At 68.7% G+C, this 13,954-nt stretch carries 13 protein-coding genes; 6 read left to right on the top strand and 7 right to left on the bottom strand.

Annotated elements, in window-relative coordinates; genetic code table 11:
• Positions 1-7: 7 nt before the first annotated feature.
• The 5 genes from ACFYXH_RS31820 to ACFYXH_RS31840 form a co-directional block, all read right to left on the bottom strand.
• A complete protein-coding gene (locus tag ACFYXH_RS31820) occupies positions 8-1,483 on the bottom strand; it encodes a VWA domain-containing protein (protein WP_389570236.1) in 1,476 nt (491 codons plus the stop codon).
• Positions 1,480-2,868 (bottom strand): hypothetical protein, encoded by a 1,389-nt coding sequence (locus ACFYXH_RS31825; RefSeq protein ID WP_389570239.1) that lies wholly within the window; start codon positions 2,866-2,868, stop codon positions 1,480-1,482. The genes ACFYXH_RS31820 and ACFYXH_RS31825 overlap by 4 nt, the downstream gene beginning before the upstream one ends.
• Positions 2,868-3,338 (bottom strand): hypothetical protein, encoded by a 471-nt coding sequence (locus tag ACFYXH_RS31830; protein ID WP_389570242.1) that lies wholly within the window; start codon positions 3,336-3,338, stop codon positions 2,868-2,870. The genes ACFYXH_RS31825 and ACFYXH_RS31830 overlap by 1 nt, the downstream gene beginning before the upstream one ends.
• An 815-nt stretch (positions 3,339-4,153) precedes the next feature.
• The gene (locus tag ACFYXH_RS31835; protein WP_121786269.1) at positions 4,154-4,576 is read right to left on the bottom strand and encodes a hypothetical protein; all 423 of its coding nucleotides are present in this window, start codon (positions 4,574-4,576) and stop codon (positions 4,154-4,156) included.
• Positions 4,577-4,803: 227 nt separating this feature from the next.
• Positions 4,804-5,967, bottom strand: a complete 1,164-nt coding sequence (locus tag ACFYXH_RS31840) for an NAD-dependent formate dehydrogenase (protein ID WP_385301449.1) — start codon at positions 5,965-5,967, stop codon at positions 4,804-4,806.
• 171 nt (positions 5,968-6,138) lie between these two features.
• On the opposite strand from ACFYXH_RS31840, the gene ACFYXH_RS31845 reads away from it, so the two are divergent.
• From ACFYXH_RS31845 to rsgA, 6 genes are all read left to right on the top strand, one after another.
• Positions 6,139-6,615, top strand: coding sequence for a fluoride efflux transporter FluC (locus ACFYXH_RS31845; protein WP_389570245.1), 477 nt, complete (start codon positions 6,139-6,141; stop codon positions 6,613-6,615).
• Positions 6,612-6,980 (top strand): fluoride efflux transporter CrcB, encoded by a 369-nt coding sequence (gene crcB / locus ACFYXH_RS31850; RefSeq protein WP_389570248.1) that lies wholly within the window; start codon positions 6,612-6,614, stop codon positions 6,978-6,980. The genes ACFYXH_RS31845 and crcB overlap by 4 nt, the downstream gene beginning before the upstream one ends.
• A gap of 148 nt (positions 6,981-7,128) precedes the next feature.
• Positions 7,129-7,407 carry an FmdB family zinc ribbon protein gene (locus ACFYXH_RS31855; protein WP_389570249.1) on the top strand — a complete coding sequence of 93 codons (279 nt, stop codon included), beginning with the start codon at positions 7,129-7,131 and terminating at the stop codon, positions 7,405-7,407.
• 33 nt (positions 7,408-7,440) lie between these two features.
• Complete coding sequence (locus ACFYXH_RS31860) at positions 7,441-8,079, top strand: AmiS/UreI family transporter (protein WP_389570250.1); 639 nt, start codon at positions 7,441-7,443, stop codon at positions 8,077-8,079.
• A gap of 24 nt (positions 8,080-8,103) precedes the next feature.
• Complete coding sequence (fmdA, locus tag ACFYXH_RS31865; protein ID WP_326653435.1) at positions 8,104-9,354, top strand: formamidase; 1,251 nt, start codon at positions 8,104-8,106, stop codon at positions 9,352-9,354.
• Between the two features lie 461 nt (positions 9,355-9,815).
• Positions 9,816-10,928 (top strand): ribosome small subunit-dependent GTPase A, encoded by a 1,113-nt coding sequence (gene rsgA / locus ACFYXH_RS31870; protein ID WP_389570254.1) that lies wholly within the window; start codon positions 9,816-9,818, stop codon positions 10,926-10,928.
• A 74-nt stretch (positions 10,929-11,002) separates the two neighbouring features.
• Here the strand turns inward: rsgA and ACFYXH_RS31875 are convergent, their stop codons facing one another.
• Entirely contained in the window at positions 11,003-11,368 is a 366-nt protein-coding gene (locus ACFYXH_RS31875) for a PPOX class F420-dependent oxidoreductase (protein ID WP_362677156.1), read from the bottom strand.
• Between the two features lie 98 nt (positions 11,369-11,466).
• Positions 11,467-13,821 carry a Tat pathway signal sequence domain protein gene (locus tag ACFYXH_RS31880; RefSeq protein ID WP_389570258.1) on the bottom strand — a complete coding sequence of 785 codons (2,355 nt, stop codon included), beginning with the start codon at positions 13,819-13,821 and terminating at the stop codon, positions 11,467-11,469.
• Between the last annotated feature and the right edge of the window lie 133 nt (positions 13,822-13,954).

Consider the following 13,954-nt stretch of genomic DNA (forward strand, 5'->3'; position numbering starts at 1 on the left):
GACCTTTCTAAGCGAGGAACGTCTTGAGTTCGTGGACGAGCTTGCGGATGTGGCCGGAGAGCACCGGCGTACCGAGGTCCTTGAAGCGCTCCCTGAACCACGGGTTGACACTGCCGCGGCCGGAGCTGGTCACCGAGCCGACCGGGATGAACCTGGCTCCGGAGCGGTGAATGGCGGCCATGCTCTCGAACAGCTGCTCGGTCCGCCATTCGTAGAAGTCGGAGATCCACACCACGACGGTGTTGCGGGGCTCGGCGATCTTCGGCTGGGCCAGTGCCATGGCGACTGTGCCGTCGGTGCCGCCCCCGAGGTTGGTGCGCAGCAGGCTCTCGAAGGGGTCGTGCACCCACGGCGTGAGGTCGAGCGCCTGCGTGTCGTACGCGATCAGGTGGACGTCCACCTTCGGCAGCCCGGCGAAGATCGACGCCAGGATGGTGCAGTTCACCATCGAGTCGACCATCGAGCCCGACTGGTCCACGACGACGATCAGCCGCTGGGGCGTCGTCTTGCGTGCGGTGTGCCGGTAGTAGAGGCGGTCGACGTACAACCGCTCCTCCTCCGGGCTCCAGTTGGTGAGGTTCTTCCAGATCGTGCGGTCGAGGTCGAGGTTGCGGAACACCCGCTTGGGCGGGACGGAGCGGTCCAGGGCGCCTACCGTGGCCTTCTCCACCTGGGTGCGCAGCACTTCGGCGACCTCGTCGACGAAACGGCGGATCAGGGCCTTGGCGTTGGCCAGGGCCACGCCCGAGAGGTTGTTCTTGTCCCGCAGCAGCTGCTCGATCAGGGACATGCTCGGGGTCAGCTGCGAGGCCAGCTTGGGGTCGGCCAGCACCTCGCGCAGGTGCATCCGCTTGACGAGGTCGGCCTCGATGGCGCCGAGTTCCGGGCCGATCGCCGGAATCAGCCGACTGAGATCGGGCGTCGTGCCCAGGCCGCCGGTGCCGATCGGGCTGACACCCGGTCCTGCGGCGCCTGCCCCGGAACCTCCGCCTGCGCGGCCGCCGCGCAGCTCGCCCGGCTTGCAGCCGAGCGCGCGCTCCAACCAGCCCGCGTCGGACTGCCAGCGCGCCAGCTGTCCGGCGGTGACTGTGCCGGAGTCGGAGGCGAAGACGTTGAGCAGCACCTTCGACACCAGCGCCGCGCGCCGTACTTCGGCGGCCCGGTCGCGGGCACCGTCGTCGGGGTCGGGGGCGGGCGCCATCAGACCGTCGAACTCGGCGGCCAGCTCCGGGTGGCGCTGCACGATCGAGTCGAGGGAGGCCTGCGGGTCCAGCAGCGCGGACGGCAGACCGATGTCCTCGACGACGGCGAGGCTCGCCGATTCCAGCGTGGCCTGCTCCTCGTCGTCGAAGAGGCGGGCGAGGAGCCGCCAGTACAGGGCCTGACGGCGGTTGTCGTGGGGTTCCACCTCGGGGTTCTGTGGATTCGTATGGTCGGCCGATTGCTCGGTTTCGGTCGTTTGCCCGGTCGTGTGGTCCGTCATTTCCGCAGCAGCCTCCCGGCACGCTCCCGCAGCACAGTCACGGCGTCGGTGGCGGCCTTCTCGGCCTTGACGCCGGCCTTGTCGGTCGTGCCGCCGGCCCATCCCCCGGCGTGGATCGCGACAGCCTTCTTCCGCACGGTCGTCTCGACGGCCAGAGGCTGGACGCGATACGTCCCGGCGTCCCAGCGGAGCAGCCCGATGCACGCGCCGGACGCCGCAACGGCCTCGGGGGTGAGCGGTCCGGCGGTCGGAATGCGGTCGGTGTCGACAGCGAGAAGGTGTCCGGCGACGGTGAACGTCAGCGCGCCGTCGTCCTTCTGGGCGGCGTAGCCCTCCAGGAACACGGGTACGGCGATGCGCGCCGGGTGCCGGTCCAGGGGTGCGGTCGCCGCGTCGGTGGCGGTGGGCAGGGCGACGCGGGCAGTGGCGAAGGCGTCGGCGGGCTCGCTCGGGCGTGCGTGCTCGTCGCTCCAGAGCAGGTCGCCCTCGGCGGTGACCGGCATACCGGCGAGGTCCATCGAGCGGCTTTCGCTGACGGCCGCCAGGAGCGACATGTGCGGGCGGAGCAGCTGCCAGAGGCCGGCTCCGACAACCGTGTCCGGCTTCGGCACCGACACGCTGGCGCGCACCAGGCGGGGCGCGGTGCCGTCGGCGGGCTCGAACACCGCGTGGACTTGGGCCTGTGCGGCGGTCGCGTGTTCCTGCACGTCCACGCCGAGGGGCAGGAGGCGTCCGGTGGCCGTACCGGTCTTGGGTATGTCGGCCGCACCGGGCAGGGTCAGCAGCATCGCGCGCGACCACAGGTCGGCCCAGCGGCGTGCCGGGATGCGTTCCAGGGCCGCGCCCGGGCAGGATGCGGCGAGTTCGGCGGCGAAGCCGTCGAGGAGCGTCGCCAGGCGGCGCAGGGCCGGGTCCGGAAGCATCGCGGAGACGACTTGCGCCGACCCGGAGACCACGTCGTGGTCGATGCCCTGCCACCCGGAGCGCGCCAGATCGGACAGCCAGGAGCGGGCGGCGGCGAGCAGGTTCGCCGCTTGCTGCCCGCCGGGCGCCGGGACGGTCTCCTCGTTGCGGGGCCGGCCGGTCGCCTCTTCGACGCGGGTCATCAGTGCGTCGTGGACGGAGCCGAGCAGTGCGGTGCGGGCGGCGGCGAGGGCGACGAAGTGGTCTTCGCTCGCGGCTCCGGCCGCCGTCTTCTCGGCCGCCTCGGCGACCTTGGCGGCCAGCGGCGTTCCCGTGACGGCGTGGGCGAGCTCTGTCAGGCCGGCGGCCTGGGCGGGCTGGGGGCGGAGCAGGCCGGCGACGAGAGCCCGGTCGAAGGCGTCGACGGCCGCCAGGGCTTCGTCGAGCCCGGCGATGGTTTCGGCGAGCAGGTCGGCGCGCATCAAGCCACCGCCCTGGTCGGCGGGAACCACTGCATCTCCGGCAACGGCGCGGTGGTCGGGGCGAGTTCCAGGTAGGCCAGATGGCGCAGGAACCGGCTGAAGACGGGTGCGGCGGCCTTGGAGTCCCCCTGCGGTGGACGTGTGTTGCTCATGTCGGTGGCGATGGTCTGCGCGCTCGGCTCCCCGTCCACGCTCTCGACCCTCAGGTAACGGACGACGCGCTCGGCGCCGTATTGCAGCACCGCCTCGTTGATCAGGGCCCGGATGTGATTGCAGAACGAGCCCCGCGCGCCGCCGCAGGGCCGGTTGTTGTTGGTGCTGCAAGCGAACGCGTGGGTGCCGGCGGCGACCGACGAGACATAGACCCGCTCGATGTCCGAGCCGCTGGACACCACGCCCTGCAAGCGTCCGTCGGCCAGCTCGACGAACGGGACCTTGGCCAGCTTGCGCGGCCGTGCGGGTGCTACCACCCGTGCCGTGCTCGACCTCTCCCAATCTGAATCTGACAACGCGCCATCTCCTATGCACCAAGGGGACTTCCGCGCCACAACGGCGGGACACGACTGAACATACTTGCGGCCACTGACAATGCTGATCGCGGACGCACAGCCGCGTCACGCACTGCTCTCGGAGGCGATGGCCCGCTGAATGGACCGCCCAACTGCCCTCGTGCTGTGTGGTTGGAGCGGGCGAAGTACGGCCCCCTGCGCCGGTTGCGTACGACGAGGGAGGGCTCCGGGGAGCCGAGCACTGATCCGTTCCGGTGTTGAGGCGAGGCGAGCTGGGGAGCGAGCACCAGCCAGGGACTGGTAGTCGCTGCTCAGGGTCGTGAGCCGGAGAACGTCGAACGCGTCGAGGTGGGACGGGAGTCCACCGTGAGTCAGAAACTCTCCGCCCGCCACTCCGGGTCCGAGGCGTATTCGCAGCCTCTTCGGGGATCCGCGCAGAATGTTCTCGCGTCCCACGAGCTGCATAAGTCGGCCCCCTCCTCGGAGAGTGCCGCGAATTGCGCAGCGGTGGGGTCGCGGTGAGCTGACTCGAGCTCGTCGTCACGGCCGTGTCGGCCGCACGGCTCGGTACCGGCCGAAACCGTGCTCGGCGATGTGTGAGCCGGGCTTGCGGCGTGGCCGTCCCTGCTGACCGTTGTCTACGGCAGGAACGGCATCGACCAGCGGCAGCCGTCGTTGTGGTTACAGTCGGTCCTGATCACCGCGAGTTGGCGCCGTGACCGTCGGTGATCAGGTGGTGTCTCGATCCGGCTCGGCCACGGGAGGCCCGGGGCTCGTCAGAGCCTCCCGCCGATCTCACAGGCCCGGCACGGCGGCCGCCCGCAGGTGCACTGCATGATGGCGTCGAGGACCTCGCGGTCGTGGTATAGGCACTCGTCCTTGCACGTGTGGCGCGGGATGAATCCTGCCGCGATCTCGCCGGGCCACGGCTCGTGGCCGTCCCGGCAGCGGACGAACCGATCGGGGTCGGTGGAGTGCAGGTCGTGCATGCTCGACCGCGCCTCCTCCTCCAGCTCCCGCACTCGCTCCACCAGAGCCTTGAGCTCGGCGGCGATGCCGGAGTACCGGTCGGCGCCGGTCCTTACGTGCGCGGCCCGCAGTGCCATCGCTGCGTTGCCCAAAAACCTGCCGGCATCCTGAAGGTCGGTCACGTGGTGCATCTGAATGCCGGTCACGCCCCGGACCCACACTGCGTCTATGCTCACTGATCCACCTTCCCGGCGTGCGCCTGGTTTTCTTACGAGAGATTACGCGCGGCGCCGGTATCTCCGCATAATGAGAAACAATCTATTTACGGACGCTAAAGGCCTCGTCTGTGCCCGTCCAGTAAATTTTGCGTGAATCGGCTCACAGCCGGGGTGGTGGATCTTCTATTGAATCTTCAGCTGATTTCTTGTCCGCCGGATGTCAGTCCCGCGCGTGTCGGTCATCCGGCGACCGTGTAGGAGCTCGCTCCCGTCCCGGCGAGCCCACCGCCTTCGACGATCAGGTACTCCGGGCGGATGGGGTGCCCGTCGAGCCAGCACTCCAGGATCTCCCGCGTACCGGCCGCGTAGCGTGCCTGCGCCGAGAGGGTCGACCCGGACACGTGCGGCGTCATCGCCTCGTACGGCATGGTGCGCCAGGGATGGTCGGGCGGTGGCGGCTGCGGGTACCAGACGTCACCGGCGTAACCGGCCAGTTGGCCGCTGTTGAGGGCCCGCACCACGGCGTCCCGGTTGACGATGAGCGCCCGTGCGGTGTTGACGATGTACGAACCGCGCTTCATGGCCCCGATCAGCTCGTCGTCGAAGAGGTTCTTCGTCTGCGGATGCAGCGGAGTGTGGATCGACAGCACATCGACGGAGGAGGCCAGCGAACGGGCGTCGGGATGCCAGGTCAGCTCCAGCTCCTCCTCGACCTCCTTGGACAGCCGGTGCACGTCGCAGTAGTGCAGCGTGACGTCGAACGGCTTGAGGCGGCGCAGTACCGCCTGGCCGATACGGCCGGAGCCGAGGACGCCGACGTCCATGCCTTCGAGGTCGTAGGCGCGCGAGACGCTGTCGGCGATGTTCCAGCCCTTCTTGGTGGTCACCCACTCGTGAGCCGGCATGTAGTTGTGCACCAGGGTGAGGATCTGCATCACGGCGTGCTCCGACACACTGATGCTGTTGCTGAAAGTCACCTCGGCCACGGTCATGCCATGGGAGATGGCGCTCGGCAGATCGACGTGGTCCGACCCGATCCCCGCGGTGATCGCGAGTCTGAGCCGGGGAGCCGCGGCGATGCGCTCGGGGGTCAGATAGGCGGGCCAGAATGGCTGCGAGATGACCACGTCGGTGTCGGGAAGCTCGCGATCCAGGGTGGAGTCCGCCCCTTCCTTGTCGCTCGTGACGACGAAGGTGTGACCCCGGTCCTCCAGGAACCGGCGCAGTCCCAGTTCTCCGGAGACGCAGCCGAGGAGGTGCCCCGGGGCGAAATCGATGGCCTGCGGGGTCGGCGCGGTCTGACCGCCCGGATAGCCGGTGATGGTGGGAATCTCGTCGCGGGCGTAGTCGGGAGGATATCCGCCCACGGGATCCGGATAGAGCACCGCAAGGATTTTTGCCATGGCCGTCCTCCATCGGTGGGGCCACTGCTCCGGTGAACGGGTAGGGCACCGGTAAACCGGTCGAACGCCGATGATCTTGAATTTTAGTCGAGTGTGCGTCGGCGCTGCAATCCCCAGGGATAATGGGGAGGTGTTCCGGTGGATAGGGATGCGGCTATTTCGATGAGGCCTGTGACGGGAGTTCGGGAGCCGTTCCGCGCGCATCTGCGCGGGGGCGTCCTGGCGGCGGTCGCGCTCGGCGGCCTGCTGGGCGGGACGGCCCGTTACGCGCTGGGGCTGGCTTTCCCCGCGCCTGGGGCGACGTTCCCGTGGACGACATTCGCCATCAACGTGTCCGGATCGTTCGCGCTGGCGCTGCTGCTCATTTATGTGTTCGAGGCCTGGCCGCCGACCCTGTACGTGCGGCCGTTCGCTGCCGTCGGCTTCCTCGGCGCCTTCACCACCTTCTCGACCTGGATGGTCGACACCGATCGCCTGCTGGGCCACGGCCACTACGCAGCCGCGGCGTTGAACATCGTCGGGAGCCTCTTCGCCGGGGCGGCCGCCACCGTTCTGGGCCTGGCTATCGGCCGGCTGACGTCGGCCCGGCGAATACGGCTCGACGCGCGGCGCGGGCGCGCCCGCCGATACGGCTGGTGGGTGCGGTGATCATCCTGCTCGCCGTCGGTGCGGCGGCCGCGGTCGGGGCAGTGGCGCGTTACGTCCTCGGCCAGTACGTGCAGTACCGGAGCCCGGGCGTGTTCCCACGCGGCACCTGGCTGATCAACGTGAGCGGATCGTTCGTGCTGGGGCTTCTGGTGGGCCTCGGCGCACGGCACGCATTGCCGGAGCAGGTCGTGACCATTGCCGGCGTCGGTTTCTGCGGCGCCTATACGACGTTCTCCACATTCAGTTACGAGTTGGTCCACCTGTGCGAGAAAGGGCAGGTCGGCAAGGCCCTGCTGTACGCCGCTTCGAGTCTCGCGGTGGGTTTTGCGGCAGCAGCGGCGGCGCTCGTGATCGGGTCGTTCTGAGAAGGTCCAGGCCCGGCCGTCCGGTACTTGACACCTGGATTTGCGAGACGTCTTCTTGAAGGTAGGAAACGCGCTGCGGCGTGTGCTGATCGGGGCGCACCGCACGCACTCGGGTTGGCCAGCGTCCACCGGCATTCGGAGGCTGCTGATGGCAACCTATGAATATCTATGCAGCCGATGTGGGCCCTTCGACGTGAAGTTGGCGATCGGGACGGCGCCCAAGGTTTACGGTTGCCCTGTTTGCGCAGGCGCTGCGAGACGTGTGTACTCCTCGCCCGGCTTTACGCTGACCTCGCACGCGGTCGCCGCCCTTCATGACCAGGAGGAGCAGGCCCGTGAGGCCCCGGCAGTAGTCTCCGAAGTGCCGTCACGCACAAGGGTGCCACGGCACCCGCACCCCGCGCTCTCGCGGTTGCCGCGTCCCTGAGGGCGTCCACGCGGACTTAGGAGGTGCGACCTCGTGGGAAACGTGGGACTGCTGTTTGTCGGTGCAGTGCTCTTCATCAACGGAATGCTGTTGCTCGGGAAGGTCGACGCCAAGGCGGCAGCGGTGTTCAACCTGTTCGTGGGCGCACTGCAGGTGCTGACGCCGACTTATCTCATCTTCGTCGCCGCCGGCGAACCCAGAGGGATCCTGGCGGCATCCGGCATCTATCTGTTCGGCTTCACCTACCTGTATGTAGGTGTGGGCCTCCTCGCCGGTCTCGACAGTACCGGCGTCGGCTACTACTCGCTGTTCGTTGCGGTTGCGGCCCTGGGGTACTCGTTCGTCAATTTCCGGGTCTTCAGGGACTACCCGTTCGGGGTCATCTGGCTCTACTGGGCATTCCTGTGGTTCCTGTTCTTCCTGTTGCTCGGTCTCAAGATGGACAGCCTCAGAATCTATACAGGCTGGGTCACGGCGATCCAGGGCTGGGTCACCGGCGCGATTCCCGCGGCGCTGCTGCTCTCCGGTTACTGGGTGAGCCCCACCGAAACCGCCATCGCGCTGGCGGTGTTCGGCGTGGTGGTGTTCGGGGCGCTGTGGCCGCTCACCCGGAATTCGCGGCAACCGGCCCCAGCCGCCCCGGCGGCCGGAAGCGTGGGCGCACAAACGTGACGGAATCAGAAACCAGGAGCTGTCATGCCAGAAATCATCTTCAATGTGGACCACAGTAAGTCGATGCGTGACCAGGACGTCCCCGGACACAACAGGTGGCACCCGGACGTCCCCACCGTCGCCATGGTGAAGCCGGGAGCGGAGTTCCGCATGGAATGCCGCGACTGGACCGACTGCCAGGTCGGCAACAACGACACCGCCAACGACGTACGCGACATCGACCTGACCATCCCTCACATGCTCAGCGGTCCGGTAGGCGTGGAGGGCGCCGAACCCGGCGACCTGCTCGTCGTCGACATACTCGACCTCGGCCCCGTGCCGCAGCAGACCGGGGACGCGGCGGGCCAGGGCTGGGGCTACACCGGTATCTTCGCCAAGGCCAACGGCGGCGGCTTCCTGACCGACTATTTCCCGGACGCCTACAAGGCGATATGGGACTTCCACGGACAGCAGGCGGTCTCCCGCCACCTTCCCGGGATCAGCTTCACCGGGATCACCCACCCCGGGCTGTTCGGAACCGCCCCGTCCACCGAGATGCTCGCCCGCTGGAACGCCCGCGAGCAGGCGCTGATCGACACCGACCCGAACCGGGTCCCGCCACTCGCCGTACCGCCGGACAGCACCAACGCACTCGCGGGCACGGCCACCGGAGACCTCGCCACGCGCATCGCCGCGGAAGGCGCACGCACGGTGCCGGCCCGCGAGAACGGAGGCAACCACGACATCAAGAACTTCACGCGCGGTTCGCGGGTCTTCTACCCCGTACACGTCAAGGACGCCAAGCTCTCCGGAGGCGACCTGCACTTCAGCCAGGGCGACGGAGAGATCACCTTCTGCGGCGCCATCGAGATGGGCGGCTTCATCGACTTCCACGTCGACCTGATCAAGGGCGGCATGGAGACGTACGGCATCTCCACCAACCCCGTGTTCATTCCTGGCAACGTCGAGCCGAGGTACACGGAGTTCCTCACCTTCATCGGGATCTCCGTCGACCACGACACGGACACGAACTACTACCTCGACGCGACGCTGGCCTACCGCCGGGCCTGCCTCAACGCCGTCGAGTACTTCAAGAAGTTCGGCTACAGCGGAGAGCAGGCCTACCTGCTGCTCGGCTCCTCCCCCATAGAGGGACGTATCAGCGGCATCGTCGACATCCCCAACGCCTGCTGCTCGTTGTACGTACCCACCGCCATGTTCGACTTCGAGGTCCGTCCCAGCGCCGCCGGACCGATGAAGGCCGACCGAGGCCAGTGCGCGTTGGCCACCGCCTGACCGGACCCCAGCTGCGGCCCCGCGGTCCCGAAGCAACTCGGCCCTGCACATCATCGCCGGTTGCCAGATCCGAGACGGCGGGCCGCGGCCAGGGTTCTTGTCTGCGCAGTTGATGCCCGCAGGCCCCAGGACCTCGCGCAGAACGCCGTACGAGTCGCGGCGTGAGGTCGGTCCGCCGGCTGCGGGTGTCGCACGGATGAGCCCCGACAGTTAATCGCTGGCGCCGTGCCCTGGGGTGGGGCTACGGTTCTGCTCGTTCCGGGGCGCGGCCGTGTGCTGTGTCCGGGGAACCGCGTTGGTGCGTCGAGGAGCAGGAGGTGAGGACATTGATGACTGTCACGGAGACGGGCGTTGCCCGCATTCAGGAGTTCATCGTTCCCACCCCCGTGGTCTCCGGCTGACACTCACACCACTTCCGCGCGCCGAGCGCGCTGCCGGGGCCGCCCTTCGAAGGGTTCCCCTTGTCTCTCTCATCTGTTTCTGCGTCCGCTTCGTCTTCGTCGCACCCGCTGTCGTCCTACGGCTGGGACGAAGGATGGGACGTCGAGTTCGCCCCGTACACCGAGCAGGGTCTGCTGCCGGGCCGAGTCGTACGGGTGGACCGCGGCCAGTGCGATGTCGTCACCACCGGCGGACTGGTCCGCGCCGACACCGCGTTCGTCACCCCGCACGATCCACTGCGGGTCATCTGCACCGGTGACTGGGCTGCCGTCGACCGTGACGGCGACCCCCGTTTCGTACGGACGTATCTGCCGCGCCGTACCGCCTTTGTACGCTCCACCTCCTCGAGCCGCTCCGAGGGGCAGATCCTCGCCGCCAACGTCGACCACGCGATCATCGCGGTCTCGCTCGCTGTCGAGCTGGACCTCGGGCGGATCGAGCGGTTCCTCGCGCTGGCGTGGGAGAGCGGCGCGCAGCCGCTCGTCGTGCTCACCAAGGCCGACCTCGTTCCCGATGTGACCGGTCTTTCGTACCTCGTCCAGGACGTGGAGACGACCGCGCCCGGAGTGCAGGTGCTGCCTGTCAGTTCGGCGTCGGGTGAGGGCGTCGATGTGCTCACCGCGGTCCTCTCCGGCGGGACGAGTGTGCTGCTCGGCGCGTCCGGCGCGGGTAAGTCGACGCTCGCCAACGCGCTGCTCGGCGAGGACGTGATGGATGTGCAGGCGACCCGCGACGTCGACGGCAAGGGCCGGCACACCACCACGACCCGCAACCTCCTCGCGCTGCCCGGCGGGGGTGTGCTGATCGACACGCCCGGGCTGCGCGGCGTGGGGCTCTGGGACGCGGAGTCCGGCGTGGGTCAGGTCTTCTCGGAGATCGAGGAGCTCGCGGAGGAGTGCCGCTTCCACGACTGTGCGCACGAGTCGGAGCCGGGCTGCGCGGTGCTCGCCGCGATCGAGGACGGTTCGCTGCCGGAGCGGCGGCTGGAGAGCTACCGCAAGCTGCTGCGGGAGAACCAGCGCATCGTCGCGAAGACGGACGCGCGGCTGCGGGCGGAAATCCTGCGCGACTGGAAGCAGAAGGGCGCGGAGGGCCGCGCGGCCATGCAGGCGAAGCGTGGCCGGATGCGCTGAGTGCAGGTGGGACCGGGCCCGGTGACCTCGTGGGTCACCGGGCCCGATGGCCGCTGACGCCGCCCGTTCCGGCCCTACTCCAGGCCCCAGCTGTGGATCTTCCGCGGGTGGATCCGGATCAGCTCCTCGCTGAAGTGCGGGCCCAACTCGTGCGGGCCGGTCAGCAGTTCGGCCTCGCCTCTGATGTCCACCCCGCGCACTTTCCACGGCTGGAGGCTCACGATGTCGTCGACCACCAGCGCCACCTTCGGATTCTCCCGGAGATTGCGCCACTTCTTCGTCGTGCCCAGGGCGTAGCCGCCGACCAGGATCGTCCCGTCCTCCTGCGGGAAGAAACCGACCGGGTTCGCCTGTGGCTGACCCTTCGGGTCGACGGTCGCCAGCCGTCCCAGGCGCTGGGACTTGAGGTACGCGCGCTCGGCGTCGCTGAATTCGGTCATGGATGCAGCCTCACACGCGTACCTCGTCCCCCGCATGGGACGCAGGAACTGGGCGAGTCCTAGGACTTCGGACCGGCACGGCACCGGTCGGGGGCCGGTCAGGCCGGGAGGCCCCACGCCGGGGCCGGCGCGTTCGGAGCCACCGGACGGATCCGCAGGTCCGGGCGGTCCCCACGCGCCGTGATCAGCGCCGACTCGCCCTTCCCCAGCGGGATCCGGATCGCACCGTCGCCCGCCTCATCCCACCGCAGCCGTCGGCCCCGCCCGTCGCGGACCTCGATCGGGCCCGCGATGCCGTGGCGTACGGCGCACGGCGCGCCCGCCCCGCTGGTCAGCCGGACCCAGCGGGTCCTCCCCGCCTCCCGTACCGCACTGAGCAGGAACGCTCCCTGCGTACGGAAGTCATGGACGACCAGCTCCCGCCACGCGTCCGGCAGCGCCGGGAAGACCCGGATGACCTCGCCCCACGACTGGCAGACCATGTCGTGCAGCGACTGCGCCGCCGAAAGTGGGGTCTCGATGACCGGGCCCGACTCCTTGTACATGGTGTTGGCCTGGATGAAACGGGTCATCAGTTCGCCGAGGTACTTGAGCGCGTCCTCGCCCTTGCCCAGCAGCGCGGACATGGATGCCGCACCCGTGAACGTATAGCCCTGCAGCGCCCCTTCGAAGCTGACCCAGTGGCTGAGCGACTTCTCGATCAGGGCGCGTTCCTCGGGCGTACGGCCGGTGATCTCGTACAGCGGATACACCGCGAGAAGATGCGAGTAGTGGCGGTGGGACTTCGCGAACGGGACACCGGCGCCGATCATGTAGCCGTTCGCGTCCACCGGATACGGGACCAGCTTGGCGAGGACCTCCTGCCAGCGGGCGGTCAGAGGGTCGGAGATGCCCAGTTCCGCGGCCGAGTCGATGAGCGTACGGCAGCCCCAGCGCAGCAGCATCAGGTCGTAGTTGCAGTCCGGCGCGTCCACGCCGTACTCCGGCGAGAACGTCGGCGGCAGATGCAGCTTGCCGTCCGGCCCGGGGTTGAGGAAGTGCAGGTAGTAGTTGACCGCCTTGCGCAGCAGCGGGAAGAGGAGGTCGCGCAGCAGCGACTCGTCCATGGTGTGGCGGTACGAGAGCCAGACGTTGTGCAGCGCCCAGGTGAGGTTGCCGACCTCGGGGGTGGGCGGGTTCTGGCCGGGGATGCCGACGCCGTAGCCGTTGCCGGACGGAGTGGCGCCGCCGTTGACGAGCCGGGTGTCGGTGGTGCGGGGGATGCCGGCCGAGTCGCCACGGTAGGGGCCGGCGACCTCGGCGGTCAGCTGGGCCCGGAACTCGCCCAACGCGCGTGAGACGGCGTCGAGTTCAAGATGGTTCGAGCCGTGGATCAGCCAGTACTCCAGCTGGACGTTGAGGTTCCACCAGGTGTTGGGCCAGGGGGTCGACTCCAGCCAGGGCCCGCAGGTGGCCATGACGGGGGCGTCGCGCCGGGCCGCGGAAGCCGTCTTGTACAGCTGGATCCAGTAGAAGCGCTGCAGCCGTGCGTCGGGCAGCGACAGGAAGCTCTTGCGGTAGAAGCGCTCCCACCAGACGCGGTGGGGGAGGGCGAGTACGTCGTACGGCGCCGAGGACGCGTCCCGCACCGTGCGCAGCGCACGGTCGAGTGCGGTCGTCCTCGGGAAGGAGTGCGCGACGGACACATACAGCGTCCGCGTCTCCCTGCGGACCCGCTCCTGCCAGGCGGTGACATGCCGGCCGCCCGCGAGCAGCGGCTGGACCGCGGCCGTCAGCTCGCCGTGCTGCTCGACGACGGCCGGCGGATTGCCCGTGTACCCGTCCGGAAGGGGTTTGAAGGCGGCACGCGGGCTGATGGCATCGGCCGGGTGGAAGACCCAGCGGAAGTTCTTCTCGCCCTCGCTCGGTGTGATCTCGACGGTGAGCAGGGATGTCGTGGTGTGGACGAAGACGCGCAGGCGCAGAGTGCCCGCCGTGGTGGTCAGGCTGCCGGTGAGCTCGGCGCCGCGCAGCCGCAGCCGCCAGTCGAGGCCGGTGATCGTGCCGACGGGCTCAAGCGTGAAGTGGCCTACGGGCAGCCGGGCGAGGCCGAAGAGCGAGCCGAACTCCGGCCGGTGGTCCTGCACTTCGGAGTGCTGGACATTGAAGCGGACGGCGTTCTTTCCGCCGGGCTCGGCGTAGATGCCGGTGCCCAAGTAGCCATTGCCGAGATACGGGCCCTCGTACCAGGTCTTCGGCATCTTCTGCCAGACGAGATCGGCGTCGTCGAGGACCGTGCGCCAGCTGTCGGCGTGCACCGTGAGAGCGGTGGTGTCTTCCGGGGCGGGCGCGGCCTGCGCCGGGACCGCGGCGGCACCTCCCACCACCAGCGCTCCGCCGATCGCCGTACCGGTGGCAAGGACGGTTCTTCTGGATGGGTCCGGTGCAGTGGACGGGTCTGGTGCAGTGGCCATGACGCCTCCCGGCGGCTCGTACGCAGACATGTCAATTCATCCGAGCTATCCCTTCGACGGAAGGTAGGCAGGCGGTGGGAGGCAGTCAATACGGCGGGAGAGATCCGATGTGTCTCTGTCCATCTGGACAGTG

It is taken from the genome of Streptomyces sp. NPDC002730 (assembly GCF_042888805.1).
GTDB lineage: Bacteria > Actinomycetota > Actinomycetes > Streptomycetales > Streptomycetaceae > Streptomyces.

Coding starts and splice junctions, on each gene's coding strand:
- ACFYXH_RS31820 (WP_389570236.1), bottom strand. CDS start 1,483: ATGACGGACCACACGACCGGGCAAACGACCGAAACCGAGCAATCGGCC.
- ACFYXH_RS31825 (WP_389570239.1), bottom strand. CDS start 2,868: ATGCGCGCCGACCTGCTCGCCGAAACCATCGCCGGGCTCGACGAAGCC.
- ACFYXH_RS31840 (WP_385301449.1), bottom strand. CDS start 5,967: ATGGCAAAAATCCTTGCGGTGCTCTATCCGGATCCCGTGGGCGGATAT.
- ACFYXH_RS31855 (WP_389570249.1), top strand. CDS start 7,129: ATGGCAACCTATGAATATCTATGCAGCCGATGTGGGCCCTTCGACGTG.
- fmdA (WP_326653435.1), top strand. CDS start 8,104: ATGCCAGAAATCATCTTCAATGTGGACCACAGTAAGTCGATGCGTGAC.
- ACFYXH_RS31875 (WP_362677156.1), bottom strand. CDS start 11,368: ATGACCGAATTCAGCGACGCCGAGCGCGCGTACCTCAAGTCCCAGCGC.
- ACFYXH_RS31880 (WP_389570258.1), bottom strand. CDS start 13,821: ATGGCCACTGCACCAGACCCGTCCACTGCACCGGACCCATCCAGAAGA.